General features: G+C 72.6%; 23 protein-coding genes. 6 read left to right on the forward strand and 17 right to left on the reverse strand.

Annotated elements, in window-relative coordinates; all coding sequences use genetic code 11:
• Window positions 1-10 precede the first annotated feature (10 nt).
• The 6 genes from trpC to hisI form a co-directional block, all read right to left on the reverse strand.
• Window positions 11-820 carry an indole-3-glycerol phosphate synthase TrpC gene (gene trpC / locus ACZ5CW_RS20295; protein WP_468603172.1) on the reverse strand — a complete coding sequence of 270 codons (810 nt, stop codon included), beginning with the start codon at window positions 818-820 and terminating at the stop codon, window positions 11-13.
• Between the two features lie 134 nt (window positions 821-954).
• Window positions 955-1,407: a DUF2752 domain-containing protein gene (locus tag ACZ5CW_RS20300; protein ID WP_468603174.1), complete on the reverse strand. Its 453-nt coding sequence runs from the start codon at window positions 1,405-1,407 to the stop codon at window positions 955-957.
• 125 nt (window positions 1,408-1,532) lie between these two features.
• Window positions 1,533-1,790, reverse strand: a complete 258-nt coding sequence (locus tag ACZ5CW_RS20305; RefSeq protein WP_468603176.1) for an HGxxPAAW family protein — start codon at window positions 1,788-1,790, stop codon at window positions 1,533-1,535.
• A gap of 177 nt (window positions 1,791-1,967) precedes the next feature.
• Entirely contained in the window at window positions 1,968-2,606 is a 639-nt protein-coding gene (locus ACZ5CW_RS20310) for a TIGR02234 family membrane protein (RefSeq protein WP_468603178.1), read from the reverse strand.
• Between the two features lie 52 nt (window positions 2,607-2,658).
• On the reverse strand, window positions 2,659-4,137 hold the full coding sequence (locus ACZ5CW_RS20315) for an anthranilate synthase component I (protein ID WP_468603180.1): 1,479 nt from the start codon (window positions 4,135-4,137) through the stop codon (window positions 2,659-2,661).
• 11 nt (window positions 4,138-4,148) lie between these two features.
• Window positions 4,149-4,550: a phosphoribosyl-AMP cyclohydrolase gene (gene hisI / locus ACZ5CW_RS20320; protein ID WP_468603182.1), complete on the reverse strand. Its 402-nt coding sequence runs from the start codon at window positions 4,548-4,550 to the stop codon at window positions 4,149-4,151.
• Between the two features lie 138 nt (window positions 4,551-4,688).
• Here hisI and ACZ5CW_RS20325 point away from each other — a divergent pair, with 138 nt between their 5' ends.
• The gene (locus ACZ5CW_RS20325) at window positions 4,689-5,324 is read left to right on the forward strand and encodes a TIGR03085 family metal-binding protein (RefSeq protein ID WP_468603184.1); all 636 of its coding nucleotides are present in this window, start codon (window positions 4,689-4,691) and stop codon (window positions 5,322-5,324) included.
• 12 nt (window positions 5,325-5,336) lie between these two features.
• Window positions 5,337-5,732 carry a VOC family protein gene (locus tag ACZ5CW_RS20330; protein ID WP_468603186.1) on the forward strand — a complete coding sequence of 132 codons (396 nt, stop codon included), beginning with the start codon at window positions 5,337-5,339 and terminating at the stop codon, window positions 5,730-5,732.
• A gap of 7 nt (window positions 5,733-5,739) precedes the next feature.
• Here ACZ5CW_RS20330 and ACZ5CW_RS20335 read toward each other — a convergent pair whose 3' ends face one another.
• The 10 genes from ACZ5CW_RS20335 to hisD all read right to left on the reverse strand — a co-directional run bounded on the left by ACZ5CW_RS20335 (window position 5,740) and on the right by hisD (window position 13,427).
• Window positions 5,740-6,981 carry an MFS transporter gene (locus ACZ5CW_RS20335; protein ID WP_468603188.1) on the reverse strand — a complete coding sequence of 414 codons (1,242 nt, stop codon included), beginning with the start codon at window positions 6,979-6,981 and terminating at the stop codon, window positions 5,740-5,742.
• A gap of 29 nt (window positions 6,982-7,010) precedes the next feature.
• Complete coding sequence (locus tag ACZ5CW_RS20340; protein WP_468603190.1) at window positions 7,011-7,598, reverse strand: ArsR/SmtB family transcription factor; 588 nt, start codon at window positions 7,596-7,598, stop codon at window positions 7,011-7,013.
• A gap of 119 nt (window positions 7,599-7,717) precedes the next feature.
• Window positions 7,718-8,473, reverse strand: a complete 756-nt coding sequence (hisF, locus tag ACZ5CW_RS20345; protein ID WP_468603192.1) for an imidazole glycerol phosphate synthase subunit HisF — start codon at window positions 8,471-8,473, stop codon at window positions 7,718-7,720.
• Window positions 8,470-8,865 (reverse strand): RidA family protein, encoded by a 396-nt coding sequence (locus ACZ5CW_RS20350; protein WP_468603194.1) that lies wholly within the window; start codon window positions 8,863-8,865, stop codon window positions 8,470-8,472. The genes hisF and ACZ5CW_RS20350 overlap by 4 nt, the downstream gene beginning before the upstream one ends.
• Window positions 8,862-9,587, reverse strand: a complete 726-nt coding sequence (gene priA, locus ACZ5CW_RS20355) for a bifunctional 1-(5-phosphoribosyl)-5-((5-phosphoribosylamino)methylideneamino)imidazole-4-carboxamide isomerase/phosphoribosylanthranilate isomerase PriA (RefSeq protein ID WP_468603196.1) — start codon at window positions 9,585-9,587, stop codon at window positions 8,862-8,864. The genes ACZ5CW_RS20350 and priA overlap by 4 nt, the downstream gene beginning before the upstream one ends.
• A gap of 3 nt (window positions 9,588-9,590) precedes the next feature.
• On the reverse strand, window positions 9,591-10,235 hold the full coding sequence (hisH, locus tag ACZ5CW_RS20360; protein ID WP_468603198.1) for an imidazole glycerol phosphate synthase subunit HisH: 645 nt from the start codon (window positions 10,233-10,235) through the stop codon (window positions 9,591-9,593).
• The gene (locus ACZ5CW_RS20365; RefSeq protein ID WP_468603200.1) at window positions 10,226-10,390 is read right to left on the reverse strand and encodes a hypothetical protein; all 165 of its coding nucleotides are present in this window, start codon (window positions 10,388-10,390) and stop codon (window positions 10,226-10,228) included. The genes hisH and ACZ5CW_RS20365 overlap by 10 nt, the downstream gene beginning before the upstream one ends.
• A 3-nt stretch (window positions 10,391-10,393) precedes the next feature.
• On the reverse strand, window positions 10,394-10,996 hold the full coding sequence (hisB, locus tag ACZ5CW_RS20370) for an imidazoleglycerol-phosphate dehydratase HisB (RefSeq protein WP_468603202.1): 603 nt from the start codon (window positions 10,994-10,996) through the stop codon (window positions 10,394-10,396).
• Window positions 10,993-12,105 carry a histidinol-phosphate transaminase gene (locus tag ACZ5CW_RS20375; RefSeq protein ID WP_468603204.1) on the reverse strand — a complete coding sequence of 371 codons (1,113 nt, stop codon included), beginning with the start codon at window positions 12,103-12,105 and terminating at the stop codon, window positions 10,993-10,995. Before ACZ5CW_RS20375 ends, hisB begins: the two co-directional genes overlap by 4 nt.
• Entirely contained in the window at window positions 12,102-13,427 is a 1,326-nt protein-coding gene (gene hisD / locus ACZ5CW_RS20380) for a histidinol dehydrogenase (protein WP_468603206.1), read from the reverse strand. The genes ACZ5CW_RS20375 and hisD overlap by 4 nt, the downstream gene beginning before the upstream one ends.
• Before the next feature lie 169 nt (window positions 13,428-13,596).
• Between hisD and ACZ5CW_RS20385 the strand changes: the two genes are divergently transcribed.
• The 4 genes from ACZ5CW_RS20385 (at window position 13,597) to ybaK (ending at window position 17,718) form a co-directional block, all read left to right on the forward strand.
• Window positions 13,597-15,174, forward strand: coding sequence for an oxidoreductase (locus ACZ5CW_RS20385; protein WP_468603208.1), 1,578 nt, complete (start codon window positions 13,597-13,599; stop codon window positions 15,172-15,174).
• 201 nt (window positions 15,175-15,375) lie between these two features.
• Window positions 15,376-16,428 carry a hypothetical protein gene (locus ACZ5CW_RS20390; protein WP_468603210.1) on the forward strand — a complete coding sequence of 351 codons (1,053 nt, stop codon included), beginning with the start codon at window positions 15,376-15,378 and terminating at the stop codon, window positions 16,426-16,428.
• Window positions 16,429-16,439: 11 nt separating this feature from the next.
• On the forward strand, window positions 16,440-17,180 hold the full coding sequence (locus ACZ5CW_RS20395; RefSeq protein WP_468603212.1) for an LON peptidase substrate-binding domain-containing protein: 741 nt from the start codon (window positions 16,440-16,442) through the stop codon (window positions 17,178-17,180).
• Between the two features lie 34 nt (window positions 17,181-17,214).
• Window positions 17,215-17,718 (forward strand): Cys-tRNA(Pro) deacylase, encoded by a 504-nt coding sequence (gene ybaK / locus ACZ5CW_RS20400; protein ID WP_468603214.1) that lies wholly within the window; start codon window positions 17,215-17,217, stop codon window positions 17,716-17,718.
• Window positions 17,719-17,824: 106 nt separating this feature from the next.
• On the opposite strand, the gene ACZ5CW_RS20405 is transcribed toward ybaK, so the two are convergent.
• Entirely contained in the window at window positions 17,825-18,463 is a 639-nt protein-coding gene (locus ACZ5CW_RS20405; protein ID WP_468603216.1) for an AAA family ATPase, read from the reverse strand.
• Between the last annotated feature and the right edge of the window lie 16 nt (window positions 18,464-18,479).

Here is an 18,479-nt window from a genome sequence, read left to right on the forward strand (position 1 = left end):
TATCGGGAGATCAGCCGCGCCCGTGCCGCAGTGCGGGGTGCTCGCCCGCGGCGACCAGGTCAGAGACGGCGGCCTTCGGGTCGCGCCCGGTGACGAGCGACTCGCCGACCAGCACCGCGTCGGCACCGGCGTTGGCGTAGGCGATCAGGTCGTGCGGTCCGCGCACCCCGGACTCGGCCACCTTGACGACGCTGTCCGGGATCTCCGGGGCGATCCGCTCGAACGTGCCGCGGTCGACCTCCAGCGTCTTCAGGTTGCGCGCGTTGACGCCGATGATCTTGGCGCCCGCGTCCACGGCCCGCTCGATCTCGTCCTCGTCGTGCACCTCGACGAGCGGGGTGAGGCCGATGGAGACGGCCCGCTCGATCAGCGACTCCAGGGCCGGCTGGTCGAGGGCGGCCACGATCAGCAGCGCGAGGTCGGCGCCGTACGCGCGCGCCTCCCACAGCTGGTACGACGTGACGATGAAGTCCTTGCGCAGGACCGGGATGTCCACGCGCGCGCGGACGGCCTCCAGGTCGGCCAGCGAGCCGCCGAAGCGGCGCTGTTCGGTGAGCACGGAGATGACGGCCGCGCCGCCCGCCTCGTAGTCCGCGGCGAGCCCCGCCGGGTCGGCGATCGCGGCCAGCGCGCCCTTGGAGGGGCTGGAGCGCTTGACCTCGCAGATCACCTTGACGCCGTCGCCCTTGAGCGCGGCCACCCCGTCCTTGGCGGCCGGGGCCTTGGCCGCGCGCTCCTTGAGCTCGTCGAGGCTGACGCGTGCCTGCCGCTCCGCGAGGTCGGCACGGACTCCGTCGATGATCTCGTCGAGCACACTCACGCGAGCGGCCCCCTTCCTGGCGGTGGTTCCTCAGGTTTTGCGAACCTGCAGTCACTGCGATGGTATCCGCAGGAGGGCCCGGGCCTCGCATCCGGTGGACGGCGGTCCCACCACCTGGACATTTCGCCGGCCCGTCACGGACGCAGCCAGCTGCCGGAGGGAAGGTTGCGGACCACCGTGAAGACCAGCAGCAGCGCGCCGATCGTCCACAGCTGGGCCGGTCCGAGGCCGGTCCGCGCCGGCCTGCCCCGCACCGTGCGGATCACCCAGACGGTCCACAGCACCGCGAAGGCCAGACAGGCGGCCACGCCCGCCGCGTTGTCCCGCAGGGCGGTGAGGAGGTCGCCGTGGACGAAGGCGTGCGCGCTGCGCAGTCCGCCGCAGCCGGGGCAGTACAGGCCGGTGAGCCGGTACAGGGGGCAGACGGGGTAGTGGCCGGGTTCGTTCGGGTCGACGGTGCCGACGTAGGCGAAGGCTGCGGCGGCCGCCGTCAGCAGCGCGGCCGGGACGGCCAGCCGCCGCCACACGGGGGCGGGCGGGGCGGCGTGCGGAAGCGGGGACGGGGCCGTACGGCTGTCGGCGTTCACGCGGGCATTCTGCCCCGCCGGGCCGGTACGCGCGCGTGCGGAGCGGCCGGCCGGGCCCGGGCATACGACGAGGGGCGGCCCGCACCCTCCGGGTGCCGGGCCGCCCCTCGCGGGAAGCCTGGGGCTCAGCTCTCGGCGGCGGCCGGCTCGCGGGTCGCGACGGGGGCCTGCTGCGGGAGGGCGCGCTCCTGCTTCGGCTGGCCGAGGCCCATGCCGCGCATGATGACGCCGACGACGCCACCGAGGACCACGATCGCCATGCCGGCCCAGAAGCCGACCGGCTGGGCCATCACCATGAAGGCGCCCGCGACGCAGAAACCGATGAAGGCGATGGTGACGCCGGTCCAGGCGGCCGGGGTGTGACCGTGGCTGCTGCCCGCCATGACTTGCTCCTCGTTTGCTGTGTACGTGTCGTACTACGTGTCCGTACGGTTCCGAGCCCGCCCGTCACTGTCCGAGCCGGACGCTCGTCCACCATTGTCCCGTACGCGTGCGGGTGCCGGACGCGGGGGTGGAGTCTGTTTCACCACATCGCCCGGGCGGCCCGCTCGGCACTTCGCTCAGGCGCCTGTCGGGTCCTCGCCCCGGTCCAGGGCCTTCCAGATCTCCTCGGGGCGCTCCGGGTCGGCCGGGCGGGCCGTGCGGCGGGGGCGGTCGGTGCCGCGCTCGTAGCGTCCGGACATGGCGGGCCACAGGCTGCCGTAGCGCAGGGCGAGCAGGCCGGCGACCAGGATCAGGGCGCCGCCGACGGCGGCGACGTAGGGCCAGCCTGTGTGGGTGAGCGCGCCGACCGTGGCGGAGGTGTCGCCGCTGGCCTGGGCCGCCTTCTCGTCCAGCGCGGAGCTGTCGGAGGCGGCCACGACAGAGGCGGCGACGATGCCGGCCCCGGAGAGCGCGAGCAGGCCGGCGACCAGGAGGCGGCCGGCCCTGCGGACGGCGAAGACGGCGACGAGCGCGGCGAGGCCCACTATGGCGAGGGCCGCGGGGACGCCGGTGACGTCGCTGCCCTTCACGGTCAGCGGGAACGCGCCGCCGGCCACCGTCGCGGTGCCCTCCGCCCAGCGCTGCCGGGTCGCGAGCAGCGCCACGGCCGCGCCGAGGGCACCGCACAGGAGGGCCACGGCGAGGCTCCGCCGGCCGGACCGGACGGGTGCGGCGGCTTCGGAACGGGGGTGAGGTGCAGCAGTCACGTACTCCACTATCGCCTGAACCCCGGGCGAACCGTCACCCGGGGTTCGTATGAGAAGCGCCCTACTTGCCCAGCCGGTTGGCGGTGTGCACCGCGCGCAGGACCGCCGCGGCCTTGTTGCGGCACTCCTGGTCCTCCGCCACCGGGTCGGAGTCGGCGACGATGCCGGCTCCGGCCTGCACGTACGCCGTGCCGTCCCGCAGCAGGGCGGTGCGGATGGCGATCGCGGTGTCGGAGTCGCCGGCGAAGTCCAGGTAGCCGACGCAGCCGCCGTACAGCCCGCGCCGCGACGGCTCCAGTTCGTCGATGATCTGCATGGCGCGCGGCTTCGGGGCGCCGGAGAGGGTGCCGGCCGGGAAGCACGCGGTGAGCACGTCGAAGGCCGTGCGGCCCGCGGCCACCTTTCCGGTGACGGTGGAGACGATGTGCATGACGTGCGAATAGCGCTCGATGGACATGAAATCGACCACCTCGACCGAACCGGGCTCGCAGACCCGGCCGAGGTCGTTGCGGCCGAGGTCCACCAGCATCAGGTGCTCGGCGCGCTCCTTGGGGTCGGCGAGCAGTTCGTCGGCGAGGGCCTGGTCCTCCTGCGGGGTGGCCCCGCGGTGCCGGGTGCCGGCGATGGGGTGGACCATCGCGCGCCCGTCCTCGACCTTCACCAGGGCCTCGGGGGACGAGCCGACCACGTCGAAGCCGTCGAAGCGGAAGAGGTACATGTACGGCGAGGGGTTGGTCGCCCTGAGGACCCGGTAGACGTCCAGGGCGGTCGCCGTGCACGGGGTCTCGAAGCGCTGGGAGGGCACGACCTGGAAGGCCTCGCCCGCGCGGATGCGCTCCTTGACGTCCTCGACGGCCGCCTGGAAGTCCGGGCCGCCCCACAGCGCGGTGTACTCGGGCAGTTCGGAGGGCGGCAGGGCGGCCGGGGGCTGGGCCACGGCGCGCGTGAGGTCGGCCTCCATGGCGTCCAGGCGGGCCACGGCGTCGGCGTGGGCCTCGTCCACGCCGGTGTCGAGGTCGTTGTGGTTGATCGCGTTGGCGATCAGCAGGACCGAGCCCTCCCAGTGGTCCATGACCGCGAGGTCGCTGGTGAGGAGCATGGTCAGCTCGGGCAGCCGGAGGTCGTCGCGCTCGCCGGGGCCGATCTTCTCCAGGCGGCGGACGATGTCGTAGCCGAGGTAGCCGACCATGCCGCCGGTGAAGGGCGGCAGGCCCTCCTGGTGCGGGGTGTGCAGGGCCTGGATCGTGGCGCGCAGGGCCTGGAGCGGGTCGCCGTCGGTGGGGACGCCGACGGGCGGGGAGCCGAGCCAGTGGGCCTGTCCGTCCCGCGTGGTCAGCGTGGCGGCGCTGCGGACGCCCACGAAGGAGTACCGGGACCAGGAGCGGCCGTTCTCCGCGGACTCCAGCAGGAAGGTGCCGGGGCGCTCGGCGGCGAGCTTGCGGTAGAGCGCGACCGGGGTGTCGCCGTCGGCGAGGAGCTTGCGCGTGACCGGAATGACACGCCGGTCGGTGGCCAGCTTGCGGAAGGTCTCGAGGTCCATGGCGGCAGACCTTACTGACCGGAGGCCGGTACGCCGGAATCGGCGTCCTCGAGGAGGACGTCCTCGTCGAAGCAGGTGCGCGCGCCGGTGTGGCAGGCGGCGTCCACCTGGTCGACCTTGACCAGCACGGTGTCGGCGTCGCAGTCCAGGGCGACCGACTTCACCCACTGGAAGTGGCCGGAGGTGTCGCCCTTGACCCAGTACTCCTGGCGGCTGCGCGACCAGTAGGTGCAGCGGCCGGTGGTCAGGGTCCGGTGCAGCGCCTCGTCGTCCATCCAGCCGAGCATGAGCACCTCACCGGTGTCGTACTGCTGGGCGATGGCGGGGAGGAGGCCGTCCGTGCTGCGCTTGAGGCGCGCGGCGATCTCCGGGTCGAGGCTGCTGGGCCGGGGGGTGCCGGTCGTACTGGTCATGGGTGCCATTGTGCCGCGCCGCGCGGACGCCGCCGGGGCCCTGTCCATGGAGTGGTCACAGCGGCGCGAGGCGTCTCATCGGGGGTGGCGGCCGGGTGGCGGGTGGGCGGACCGATCACGGGGTCGTAGGCTGACAGCATGTCGACCTTCGCCAAGCGTGAACGGCTCCTGCTCGCCGATCTCTTGGACACCGTCGGTCCGGACGCCGAGACCCTCTGCGAGGGCTGGCGGACTCGGGACCTGGCCGCGCACGTGATCGTGCGCGAGCGCCGCCCGGACGCGGCGGGGGGCACGCTGATCAAGCAGCTCGCGCCGCGCCTCGAGAAGGTGATGGCCGAGTACACCGCGAAGCCGTACGAGGAGCTGATCCAGCTGATCCGTACCGGCCCGCCGCGCTTCTCGCCCTTCCAGCTCAAGCAGGTCGACGAGGCGGCCAACATCGTCGAGTTCTACGTGCACACCGAGGACGTCCGCCGGGCCCAGCCGGACTGGAGTCCGCGCGAGCTGGACTCGGTCTTCCAGGACGCGCTGTGGTCCCGGCTGGAGCGCACCGCGCGGCTGATGGGCCGGGGCGTGCCGACGGGGCTGGTGCTGCGCCGCCCGGACGGTCAGACGGCGGTGGCGCGCCGGGGTGCTCCGGTGGTCACGGTGACCGGTGAGCCGTCGGAGCTGCTGATGTTCGTCTTCGGCCGGCAGAACGCGGCCGAGGTGGAGCTGGAGGGGGACGCGGAGGCGATCGACAGGCTGCACGAGTCCCGGCAGCTGGGCATCTGAGAGGGCGCGCCCATGATCAAGGTGGCGATGACCGGCGTGTACGTGGACGACGTGGCGAGGGCGCATGCCTTCTACACGGAGGTCCTCGGTTTCGAGACGCGGACCCATATGGACCTCGGGGACGGCACGCTGTTCGTCACGGTCGGGGCCCAGGGGGCCCAGCCGGATCTCCAGTTGCTGCTGGAGCCCGGGCAGGGCCCCGTCGCGGAGCCGTACCGCAGGGCGCTGTTCGAGGAGGGCCTGCCGTGCATCGTCTTCTCCGTCGAGGACCTGCGGGCGGAGTACGAGCGGCTGAGCGGCCTCGGTGTCCGGTTCACGCACGAGCCGCAGGAACAGGGACCGGTGCTCGCGGCGGTGTTCGACGACACGGTCGGCAATCTGGTGCAGCTGGTTCAGCCGAAGGAGTGAGGCGCGGTCAGCCGGGGAGTTCGGCGCGCCGCAGTGCCGGCACGGCGAGGACGACGATTCCGCCCAGACCGCAGACGACCGCGCTGACCACGTACATCGGGCCGAGTCCCCACGCCCCGATCGCGCCGGCCGCGAACGGCATGCTGAGCGGGGCGAGGCCGAGGCTGACCAGGCCGGCGACGGCGGTGACCCGGCCGAGGTAGGCGGGGTCGGACCGGGTCTGCAGCAGGGCACCGCACAGGGCGCCGCTGAGGCCGGCGAACAGACCGACCAGCAGGGCCACCCCGACGGCGGCGGCGAGCGCGGGGGCGAAGGCGAGGGAGCCGATGGCCACGGAGCCCGCGACGCACGCGCACCCGGTGGCCAGCCCCGCGCGCGGCACCCGGCCGCGCACGGTCAGCAGCAGGGAGGCGGCGCCCGCGCCGACTCCGAATCCGGCGAGCACCCAGCCCACTCCGGAGGCGCCCCAGCCGCGCCGGTCGGCGAGCAGGGTCAGGCCCACGTTCAGCGGGCCGACGAAGCCGAGGTCGCCGAGGGCGATGGCCAGCATGAGCGGGGCGAGGACGCGGTGGCGGCGGATGTACCGCAGGCCTTCCAGGAGATCTCGCCAGGCGGTGGTCGCGCCGGTGCCGGTGTCGTCCTTCGGCAGGTCCCGTACGCGTACGGAGACCAGCAGCGGCACGGAGACGGCGATGAGCAGCCCCGCGAGGGCGAAGGCGGCGCTCGCGCCGCCGACCGCCACGCCGAGGCCGCCGAGCGGGGCGCCGACCACGGTGGAGAAGCGGATGGCGAGGCCGCGCAGGCCCTGGACGCGGGCGAGCTGAGCCTTGTCGGTGAGCCGGGCCGGGAGGGCGCCCACGGCGGGCATGAAGACCGCGTCGACCGTGCCGAAGACCATCGCCAGCAGGGCGAGGGGCCACAGTCCGGGGCTGGCGAGGAAGAGCAGGGCGGCCACGGCGAGGACGGCGGCGCAGCGGACGGCGTCGCTGCCGATGACGACTCTGCGCGGACCCAGCCGGTCGGCGATCACTCCCCCGCCGAGCATCAGCAGGGCCCGGGGCAGCGCGCTGGCGGACATCACGAGACCGGCCTGGGCCGGTGTACCGGCCTGGACGGCGGCCCAGGACAGGGCGAGGTAGTAGACGCCGTCGCCGAGCATGGAGGAGGTGTAGGCGGCGAGCCAGCGCAGGACGTTCGGGTCGCGGTGGGCGGGGCGTTCCGGGGTGTGCTGCGCAACGGGGGGTGTCACGGACACGGTGGTCACGGCGGTGTGGCCTTTCAGACGCGGAACGGGAATCCGTACATGTACAGCGCGACGTGCTCGCGCCCTTCGGTGTCGCCGGCGGCCTCGGCGTCCCGGCCCTGCACGTCGTACGTGCGCAGGAGGGCTTCCATCTCGCTCTTCAGCGCGGTGAGTTCGGCCGGGGTCAGCCGCATCCAGGACTCGTTGTCCAGGGACGCGGCGTTCCACTCGGCGCTCCAGGCGGGGCGCTCGTCCAGGTAGCGGCGGTAGCGGTCGGCCCGCTGGTCGTGGAAGAGACGGCTGGCCGCCAGATGGGCCGCGGCCTTGCCCGGTTCGCCGCGGAAGTCCGCGTCCCGGATGCTCACGCCGTCCGACGCGGGCTGCCACCACCGCTCCCGCCCGTCCGCGGTCTGCGGTGCGGCCTCCTCGACCAGTCCGTGCTCGGCGAGCTTGCGCAGGTGGTAGCTGACCAGGGACACGGCCTCGTCCACGTGCTCGGCGAGCCGGGAGGCGGTGGCCGTCCCCTCGACGGACAGCAGCCGGTACAGCTCCGCCCGCAAGGGGTGCGCGAGGGCCTTCAGCGTCCCGACGTCGGTGATCCGCCGGTTCTCCTTGTCTGCCATGCCCGCCAGACTAGATGCGAAAGAAAAATTGCACAACGGATTTTGCGCAACTTTCCTTTCGCATATGGTCACGAAAAAAGCCCCGGCCGTCTCCCGACGGCCGGGGCTCCTCCCGACGTCTACCTGACGGGGTGACCCGCCTCGCGCAGCGTCTGCTTCACCTCGCCGATCCGCAGGTCGCCGAAGTGGAACACCGACGCGGCCAGCACCGCGTCCGCGCCCGCCTCGACGGCCGGCGGGAAGTCGGCCAGCCTGCCCGCACCGCCCGAGGCGATCACCGGGACCGTGACGTGCTTGCGGACCGCGGCGATCATCTCCAGGTCGTAGCCGTCCTTCGTGCCGTCCGCGTCCATGGAGTTGAGCAGGATCTCCCCCGCGCCCAGCTCGGCGGCCCGGTGCGCCCACTCGACGGCGTCGATGCCGGTGCCCCGGCGGCCGCCGTGGGTGGTCACCTCGAAGGAGCCCGACTCGGTCCGGCGCGCGTCCACCGAGAGGACCAGCACCTGCCGGCCGAAGCGCTCGGCGATCTCGCGGATCAGGTCGGGACGGGCGATGGCCGCGGTGTTCACGCCCACCTTGTCGGCGCCCGCCCGCAGCAGCTTGTCCACGTCCTCGGCGGTACGGACACCGCCGCCGACCGTCAGCGGGATGAACACCTGCTCGGCGGTGCGGCGCACCACGTCGTACGTCGTCTCGCGGTTGCCCGACGAGGCGGTGATGTCCAGGAACGTCAGCTCGTCGGCGCCCTCGGCGTCGTACACCTTGGCCATCTCGACGGGGTCGCCCGCGTCGCGCAGGTTCTGGAAGTTGACGCCCTTGACGACCCGGCCGTTGTCCACGTCCAGGCAGGGGATGACTCGTACGGCCAAGGTCATGCGGATACTCCTCGGAACGCCTCCACCTCGACCTCGACGACGAGGCTGGGGTCTACGAAACCGGAGACGATGATCATGGAAGCGGCGGGCCGGACGGTGTCGAACAGCTCCTTGTGAGCACGGCCGACCTCGTCCACGTCCCGGGCATGCGTGAGGTACATGCGCGTACGCACGACGTCGTCCCGGCCGAGCCCCACCTGCTCCAGCGCCGCCAGCGCGACGTTGAAGGCGTTGAGCGCCTGCTCGTGCGGGCCGCCCCCGGCGATCTGCCCGTCCACGATGGACGTGCAGCCGGAGACCAGCACCAGTCCGTTCGGCAGCTCCACCGCGCGGGAGTAGCCGAACTGCTCCTCCCAGGGCGCGCCGGTCGTCACACGTCGTACGTCGCTCACCGGGCTACCGCCTCCAGAGCCTCTTCCAGCGTGAACGCCTTCGCGTACAGGGCCTTTCCGACGATGGAGCCCTCCACACCGAGGGGCACCAGCTCGGCGATGGCGCGCAGGTCGTCCAGGGACGACACGCCGCCCGAGGCCACGACCGGGCGGTCGGTGGCGGCGCACACATTGCGGAGCAGCTCCAGGTTGGGGCCCTGAAGCGTGCCGTCCTTGGCGATGTCGGTCACGACGTACCGCGCGCAGCCCTCCTTGTCGAGGCGCTCCAGCGTCTCGTAGAGGTCGCCGCCGTCACGGGTCCAGCCGCGGCCGCGCAGGGTGGTGCCGCGCACGTCCAGACCCACCGCGATCTTGTCGCCGTGCTCGGCGATGACCTGGGCGACCCACTCGGGGGTCTCCAGGGCGGCGGTGCCCAGGTTCACCCGGGTGCAGCCGGTGGCGAGGGCGGCGGCGAGGGTGTCGTCGTCACGGATGCCGCCGGACAGCTCCACCTTGATGTCCATCGCCCTGGTGACCTCGGCGATCAGGTCCCGGTTGTCACCCGTGCCGAACGCGGCGTCCAGATCGACCAGGTGCAGCCACTCGGCGCCGGAGCGCTGCCAGGCGAGGGCGGCCTCCAGCGGGGAGCCGTAGGAGGTCTCGGTCCCGGACTCGCCGTGCACCAGGCGTACGGCCTGACCGTCGCGGACGTCGACGGCGGGGAGGAGTTCGAGCTTGGCCATGGTCTACAGGGTTCCGATCCAGTTGGTGAGGAGCTGGGCGCCGGCGTCGCCGGACTTCTCGGGGTGGAACTGGGTGGCCCACAGGGCGCCGTTCTCCACGGCGGCCACGAAGGGCTTGCCGTGCGTCGACCAGGTGACCTTGGGAGCCTCGATCAGCGGGTTGTGCGTCTCCAGGGCCCAGTCCTGGACCGCGTAGGAGTGCACGAAGTAGAAGCGGGCGTCCGCGTCCAGGCCCGCGAACAGCTGCGAGCCGGCCGGCGCGTCGACGGTGTTCCAGCCCATGTGCGGCACGACGTCGGCCTCGAGCGGCTCGACCGTGCCGGGCCACTCGTCCAGGCCCTCGGCCTCCACGCCGTGCTCGATGCCGCGCGCGAAGAGGATCTGCATGCCGACGCAGATGCCCATGACGGGGCGCCCGCCGGACAGGCGGCGGTCGACGACCCAGTCGCCGCGGGCGGCGCGCAGGCCCCGCATACAGGCGGCGAAGGCGCCTACGCCCGGTACGAGCAGGCCGTCGGCGTTCATCGCCCTGTCGAAGTCACGGGTGATCTCGACATCGGCGCCCACGCGCGCGAGGGCGCGCTCGGCGGACCGGACGTTGCCGAAGCCGTAGTCGAAGACCACGACCTTCTTGGTGCTCAATTCCACACCTCCAGCCGCAGGACGCCCGCGACCAGGCACATGCCCGCGCCGATCGAGAGCAGCACGATGAGGCTCGCGGGCATCTTCTGCTTCACGAAGGAGACGATGCCGCCTGCCAGGAAGAGGCCGACGACGATCAGGAGGGTCGACAGACCGTTCATGGGTTACAGCGCGCCCTTCGTGGAGGGGAGGATGCCGGCCGCGCGCGGGTCGCGCTCGGAGGCGTAGCGGAGCGCCCGGGCCAGCGCCTTGAACTGGCACTCCACGATGTGGTGCGCGTTGCGCCCGTACGGCACGTGCACGTGCAGCGCGATCTGCGCCTGGGCGACGAAGGACTCCAGGATGTGCCGGGTCATCGTCGTGTCGTACTCGCCGATCATCGGCGCCATGTTCTCGGGCTCGGTGTGCACGAGGTACGGGCGGCCGGAGAGGTCGACGGTCACCTGGGCGAGGGACTCGTCCAGGGGAACCGTGCAGTTGCCGAAGCGGTAGATCCCCACCTTGTCGCCGAGGGCCTGCTTGAAGGCGGCGCCGAGCGCGAGGGCGGTGTCCTCGATGGTGTGGTGGGAGTCGATGTGCAGGTCGCCGTCGGTCTTGACGGTCAGGTCGAACAGACCGTGCCGGCCGAGCTGGTCGAGCATGTGGTCGTAGAAGCCGACGCCGGTGGCGATGTCGGTCCTCCCGGTGCCGTCGAGGTCTATCTCGACCAGGACCGAGGTCTCCTTGGTGGTGCGCTCGATTCGTCCGACGCGGACATCGCGAGTCATGCCTCAAGCTCCTTCTTCAAGTCCCGTACCGCGTCGAGGAACGCGTCGTTCTCTTCGGGGGTTCCGGCGGACACCCGCAGCCACCCCGGTACGCCGTTGTCCCGGACCAGGACGCCCCGGTCGAGGATCTTCCGCCAGGCGTCGTGGGCGTTCGCGAACCGGCCGAACTGCACGAAGTTCGCGTCGGACTCGGTGACGTCGTAGCCGATCGCCCGTAGCTCGGCGACCAGCCGGTCCCGCTCCGCCTTCAACTGCTCGACGTACTTCAGCAGCGTGTCGGTGTGCTCCAGGGCGGCCAGCGCGGTCGCCTGGGTGATCGCCGAGAGGTGGTACGGCAGCCGTACGAGCTGGACGGCGTCCACGACCGCGGGGTCCGCGGCGAGATAGCCGAGGCGCAGCCCCGCCGCGCCGAACGCCTTCGACATGGTGCGGGAGACCACCAGATGCGGGCGGCCCGCCAGCAGCGGCAGCAGCGAGTCGCCGTGGCTGAACTCGATGTAGGCCTCGTCCACGATCACCATGGACGGCTTGGCCGCCTGGGCCGCCTCGTACAGCGCGAGGACCGTCTCGGGCGGGACCGCGTTGCCGGTGGGGTTGTTGGGGGTGGTGATGAAGACCACGTCCGGGCGGTGCTCGGCGATGGCCCGCTCCGCGGCGGCGAGGTCGATCGTGAAGTCCTCGTTCCGCGGGCCCGAGATCCAGCCCGTGCCCGTCCCGCGCGCGATGAGCGCGTGCATCGAGTACGACGGCTCGAAGCCGATCGCGGTGCGGCCCGGCCCGCCGAAGGTCTGTAGCAGCTGCTGGATGACCTCGTTGGACCCGTTGGCCGCCCACACGTTCTCGATGGCGAGGGGGTACTTGCCGGTCTTCGTCAGATACGCGGCCAGCTCGGTGCGCAGCTGCACCGCGTCCCGGTCGGGGTAGCGGTTCAGGTCGCGGGCGGCCTCCCGCACCCGCTCCGCGATCCGCTCGACCAGCGGCTCGGGCAGCGGGTAGGGGTTCTCGTTGGTGTTCAGCCGTACGGGGACGTCCAACTGGGGCGCGCCGTAGGGGGACTTGCCACGCAGTTCGTCCCGTACGGGAAGATCGTCGATCCTCACGTCGCTCACTTGCTCTCGGGTACCTTCCAGCCGAACCTCGCCTTGATCGCCGCGCCGTGCGCCGGCAGGTCCTCCGCCTCCGCCAGCGTGACCACGTGGTGCGCGACCTCGGCCAGCGCGTCCTGCGTGTAGTCGACGATGTGGATGCCGCGCAGGAAGGACTGCACGGACAGGCCCGAGGAGTGGCAGGCGCAGCCACCGGTGGGCAGGACGTGGTTGGACCCGGCCGCGTAGTCGCCGAGCGAGACGGGGGCCCAGGGGCCGATGAAGATCGCGCCCGCGTTCTTCACCCGGTCGGCGACCTGAGCCGCATCGGCGGTCTGGATCTCCAGGTGCTCGGCGCCGTACGCGTCGACCACCCTGAGGCCCTCCTCGACGCCGTCCACGAGGACGATCGCGGACTGCTTGCCCCGCAGCGCGGGCACGATCCGGTCCTCGACGTGCCTGGTCGCGGCGACCTGCGGCTCCAGCTCCTTCTCGACCGCTTCCGCCAGCTCGAGGGAGTCGGTGACGAGGACGGCCGCGGCGAGCGGGTCGTGCTCGGCCTGGCTGATCAGGTCGGAGGCGACGTGCACCGGGTCGGCGGTCTCGTCCGCGAGGATCGCGATCTCGGTCGGACCGGCCTCGGCGTCGATGCCGATCTTGCCGGTGAAGTAGCGCTTGGCGGCGGCGACCCAGATGTTGCCCGGGCCGGTGACCATGTTCGCGGGCGGGCAGGACTCGGTGCCGTACGCGAACATCGCGACGGCGGTGGCCCCGCCGGCCGCGTAGACCTCGTCGACGCCCAGCAGGGCGCAGGCGGCGAGGATCGTCGGGTGCGGCAGGCCGCCGAACCCGGCCTGCGCCGGCGAGGCGAGCGCGATCGACTCGACGCCCGCCTCCTGGGCCGGTACGACGTTCATGACCACGGACGACGGGTAGACGGACCGCCCGCCCGGCGCGTACAGACCGACGCGCTCGACCGGCACCCACTTCTCGGTCACGGAGCCGCCGGGGACCACCTGGGTGGTGTGCGTCGTGCGGCGCTGCGCGCGGTGGACCAGGCGGGCGCGGCGGATGGACTCCTCCAGGGCGGCGCGCACGGCCGGGTCGAGGCCGTCGAGGGCGTCGGTGAGCGCCCGGGCCGGGACACGGACGGATTCCAGCCGTACTCCGTCGAACTTCTCGGCGAAGTCGATCAGCGCCGCGTCGCCCCGATGATGCACGGCCTCGCAGATCGGGCGCACCTTCTCCAGGGCGGCCTGAACGTCGAAGTCGGCTCGGGGCAGCAGGTCGCGCAGGGCGGGACCCTCGGGAAGGGCGTCGCCGCGCAGATCGATTCGGGAAATCACAGTCCCAATTCTCTCAGACCGGCGTCGGGAGCCGGTCGCGCGTATCAATGGCTGATACAGAACCTGGCCGGAACCCGGAAGATCGCGTTCACCTCTAGTGTTCCGGCAGTCACTCAGCGGGCATGAACGGCTGTACGAACGCTGAACGATGGAGAGAGAAGGAACAGCGGTGACCGAGGGGGCCGGCCTCCGCGCCGGGGACCTGCCAGAAGACCTGACCGCCGCGGAGGCGGGCATGTGGCAGGCCTTCCGCAACGGCAGCGTGTACGACCTGAGCAGCGGGGACGCCGCCGTGGACGATCCGCACGGCGGCCATCCGTGGGGGCCGGAGCGGACCGTACGGGCGCGCATCGTCTGCTGGCTGCTGCTGGACGGGCCGCCCGCGCTCGCGGGCCGGGTGTCCGCCCTGAAGCTCGTCGGCGTACGGATCAGCGACACGCTGGACCTGGCGGGCGGCACGGTCACGCCCTACGTGGAGCTGCAGGGCTGCCGCTTCGACGCCGAGGTGCGGCTGCCGGAGGCCCGGTTCACCACCGTGCGCCTGGTCGACTGCTCGGTACCGCGCCTGGAGGCGGCCCGGGTGCACACCGAGGGCGACCTGCATCTGCCGCGCTGCCGCTTCCAGAACGGGGTCCGGCTGACCGACGCGCACATCGGCACCGATCTGCTGCTCAACCAGGCGATCGTCTACCGCGACCGCAGCGGCCGGTCGATCGCGGCGGACGGCATGACCGTCGGCCAGGACCTGCAGGCGGAGATGCTGGAGTCGCACGGCGAGCTGAGCCTGCGCGGCGCCCAGGTCGGCGTCTCGCTCAGCCTGCGCGGCGCGCGACTGGCCAACCCGTACTCCCGCCTCGCCCTGAACGCGCCGCAGCTGACGGTCGAGCGCACCCTGTACCTGACCCCGGCCGGCGTGGGCAGCCCGCTGCTGAGCGGCACGACACCCGCGCGCGGGACACGGATCCAGCGCTTCGAGTGCCGGGGCGGGGTGCGCCTGGACGACGGGCGGTTCGGGGACGCCGTCGACCTGGAGCGGGCCCGGTTCGTCTTCACCGACGACCAGGAGCTGTCGCTGCGCCGGGCGCAGACACCCGAACTGCGCTTCCTCGGGGACAAACCGCAGCGGGGCAAGGTGGTGCTGTCCGGCGCGCGGATCGTCAATCTCGTGGACCGTGCGGGCAGCTGGCCGGACGCCGGCAACCTGCACATGGCCGGGTTCACCTACGAGAACCTGGTGCCGCAGGGCCCGTTCCCGCTGACCCGGCGCCTGGACTGGGTGGCGGCCGCCACCGCCGAGTACGCCCCGGAGCCGTACGAACGGCTGGCCTCGGTACTGCGTGCGGCCGGGGAGGACGAGGACGCGCGCGAGGTGCTGCTCGCCAAGCAGCGGCGGCGGCGCGAGACGCTCCCGCTGGCCGGGAAGTTCTGGGGCTACGTCCAGGACTGGACGGTCGCCTACGGCTATCGTCCGGGCCGGGCCGCGGTGTGGATGGCGGTGCTGTGGGCGGCGGGCACGCTCGCGTTCGCGCACGCGGACCATCCGCCGGTGAACCACGAGGGCCATCCGTCCTGGAGCCCGGCGCTGTTCACCCTGGACCTGCTGCTGCCGGTGATCGACCTCGGCCAGGCCGGCCAGTGGCGGATGCGCGGCGGCTGGCAGTGGCTGGTGGCGGTGATGATCCTGCTCGGCTGGATCCTGGCGACGACGGTGGCGGCGGGGGCGACACGGTTGCTCCGCCGCGGCTGACCGCCGGCGGCCGAGGAGGTCCCGTGCGCCGGGAATGTCCTGTGCGCCGAAAAGTTCCCGTGCACCGAAAATTTCACAATTCGCCGACAGGTTCACCACAATGGTTGAACAGTCACCTTTTACCGTTCCTTGACCATCCGCCATACAACCTTCCGTAACTTGCCCCATCCCTCTGGCGCGCCCCCGACCTGCGGACTTTCAATGGTCGACACCATGGCTCTGCTGCCCTCGTTCATCCGCCCCACCTGGATGACCAAACGCTCCGCGGGCCCGTCCGGCCGGTCACCGGCCGGCGACGAGGCCGTGCTCGACGCGCCCGACGACCGTCTCTCGCCCGCGCTGGTGGCGGCGGGCCGGGGCGAGTACACCGGCGCGGCCGAGCTGCTGGCCGCCACCCGCGCCGCGGCCGAGTGGGAGAACCACGACCGGTACGTCAGGCGCCTCGCCGGCTTCGCCCGCTCGCGCCCCGAGTGGTACGAGGAGTGGCGCACGGCCGCCCCCGACGACCCCGACGCCCTGATCCTGGGCGCCCAGCTGGCGGTGGACCGCGTCTGGCCCTCCCCGGCCCGCGCCGAGCTGCTGCGCGAGGCGAGCCCGCTCATCACGGCCGCCGCCCGTGCCGACGACCGCGACCCGGTGCCCTGGCGGATCGCGCTCGACCACGCGCGCGGCTCCCGGGCCGGGCACCGGTACTTCGAGGAGCTGTGGGAGGCGGCGGTCCGGCGCGCCCCGCACCACTACGGCTGCCATGCGGCCGCCCTGCGCTACCTCGCCGCGCTCTGGCACGGTGCGCACCACGAGTGCTTCGACTTCGCCGACCGGGCCGCGCAGGACGCCCCGGCCGACTCGCTCGTGCAGGCACTGCCGGCCCGGGCCGCCTTCGGCTACCTGACCGACGGCTGCGGCCCCGAGGTGCCGCGCGCCCGGCTGGACGCGGCGGCCGACCGCGCGATCGCCCTGTCCGCCCGGTTCCCGGCGGCCGACCCGTGGCCCGCCGAGGTCCGCAACAAGCTCCTGTACGTCCTCATGCGGCTGGACCGCCGGGAGGACGCGCGGGGTCAGCTGCGCCTGATCGGCCCGTACGCCACGTCCTTCCCCTGGGACCGTTTCTCGGACGACCCGCTCGGCCACTTCCTGCGCCTGCGTGAACACCTTCTGACTGCCGGTCCCCGGACCGTCCCGGCCGGGCTGATACCGGTGCCCCAGGACCCTCTCGGCGAGCACCGCGGACACGTCCGCGCCGGTGACCACTAGGCTGGGGCGCCGTGACCACCGTCCGTCTCCCGCTCTTTCCGCTGAACTCGGTGCTGTTCCCGGGGCTCGTGCTGCCGTTGAACGTCTTCGAGGAGCGTTATCGCGCCATGATGCGCGACCTGCTCAAGACCCCCGAGGAGGAACCACGCCGGTTCGCCGTCGTGGCCATCCGCGACGGCCACGAGGTGGCGCCCAGCTCCCCGGGCATGCCGGATCCCACGGCACAACCCGACCGGGGCCCGGCCGCCGGCTTCGGCCCCGACCCCCTGAAGGCCTTCCACGGGGTGGGCTGTGTGGCGGACGCGGCGACCGTCCGGGAACGGGCCGACGGCACGTTCGAGGTCCTGGCCACGGGCACGACCCGGGTCCGCCTGCTGTCGGTCGACGCCTCCGGCCCCTTCCTGACGGCGGAGCTGGAGGAGCTGACCGAAGAGCCCGGCGACGAGGCCGGCGCGCTGGCAGAGGGAGTCCTGCGGTCCTTCCGCCAGTACCAGAAGCGCCTGGCGGGCGCCCGCGAGCGCTCGCTGTCCACCGGTGCCGACCTGCCGGACGACCCGAGCGTGGTGTCGTACCTGGTGGCCGCGGCGATGGTGCACGACACGCCCACCAAGCAGCGGCTGCTCCAGGCTCCGGACACCGCGTCCCGGCTGCGGGACGAACTGAAACTCCTTCGCTCCGAGACCGCCATCATCCGTAATCTGCCGTCGTTGCCCGCGTTCGAGCTGACGCGGACGCCGACGAGCCAGAACTGAGGAACACCGGGAAGACCGAGGCCGAGACACTCCGATGGCGAAGAAGTCCAAGAAGCAGCAGCACTCCGGTGGTACGCCGGCGACGGTGGCCCTGACGGCGGCGGGCGTGGACTTCACCGTCCACGCCTACGACCACGACCCCTCCCACCCCTCCTACGGCGAGGAGGCGGCGCAGGCGATGGGCGTCTCCCCCGACCGCGTCTTCAAGACCCTGGTCGCCGACGTGGACGGCGCCCTGGTCGTCGGTGTGGTCCCGGTGGCCGGTTCCCTGGACCTGAAGGCCCTCGCGGCGGCGGTGGGCGGCAAGCGGGCGACCATGGCCGACCCGACCCTCGCCGAGCGCACGACCGGCTACGTCCGCGGCGGCATCTCCCCCCTCGGCCAGCGCAAGAAACTCCCGACGGTCCTCGACGACTCGGCGGGGGCCCACCCCACGATCTGCGTCTCGGCGGGACGCCGGGGCCTGGAGGTCGAACTGGCACCCGACGACCTGGCGAAGCTGACCCAGGCGGTACTGGCGCCCATCGGCCGAGGCTGACGGGATCGCCGTCGCGGTCGCCTGCCGGCCCCGGCCGAGACGGGCGGGCAGGCGGGCAGGCCGCCAGGCCGGCAGGAGAACGGGATCAGGGGGCGGAGCCCCGGGGTCAGGCCTGCGGGTACAGCGGCTCGGGATCCCGCGGCCCGAACAGCGCGGTCAGCCCGAGATGCACCAGCAACGCCCCGAGCGGCCAGGCCAGCAACGCCCCCTTCGCCCCCAGCTCCAGCGGCCCCGAGAACGTCACGCCCTTGCCCACGGCCTTCGCATGCGCGAGCACGTCGGACTCCGGGCCGAGCCACACCCCCAGCCGCCAGGCCAGCAACGACCCGAGCAGCCCGCCGAGGCCGAGGGCGACGACCAGCGGTACGCCCCCACGCCGCCGCAGCAGGAACACCACGACCGCACTGATCAGCCCGAAGCCCAGTCCCAGCAGCGTGAACGTTCCGTCCACCCCGGCCGCCTGCTCCCCCTCGGAGTCCTTCACATAGACGACCCAGCTCTTGTCGAGCTGGTCACCGACCAGCTGCACGTGCGGCGCCAGCCACCACCACAGCAGCCCCAGCAGCACCCCGCCGAGCGCCACCGCCACCGTGATCACGGCGGCCTCCCGCACTTCGGTCTTCATCCCAGGGCCGTCCTGTTCGTACGATCCCGCGCCCGGCGCCCCGGCAAGCGGCGGAGCCTGCCAGACCTGGTGCGCGGAGTTGTCGTGCGGCGGCGGAGGCGGAGTCAGCGGTGCGGTCACCTGAATATCGTGCCAG

It is taken from the genome of Streptomyces sp. NPDC031379, from assembly GCF_055569615.1.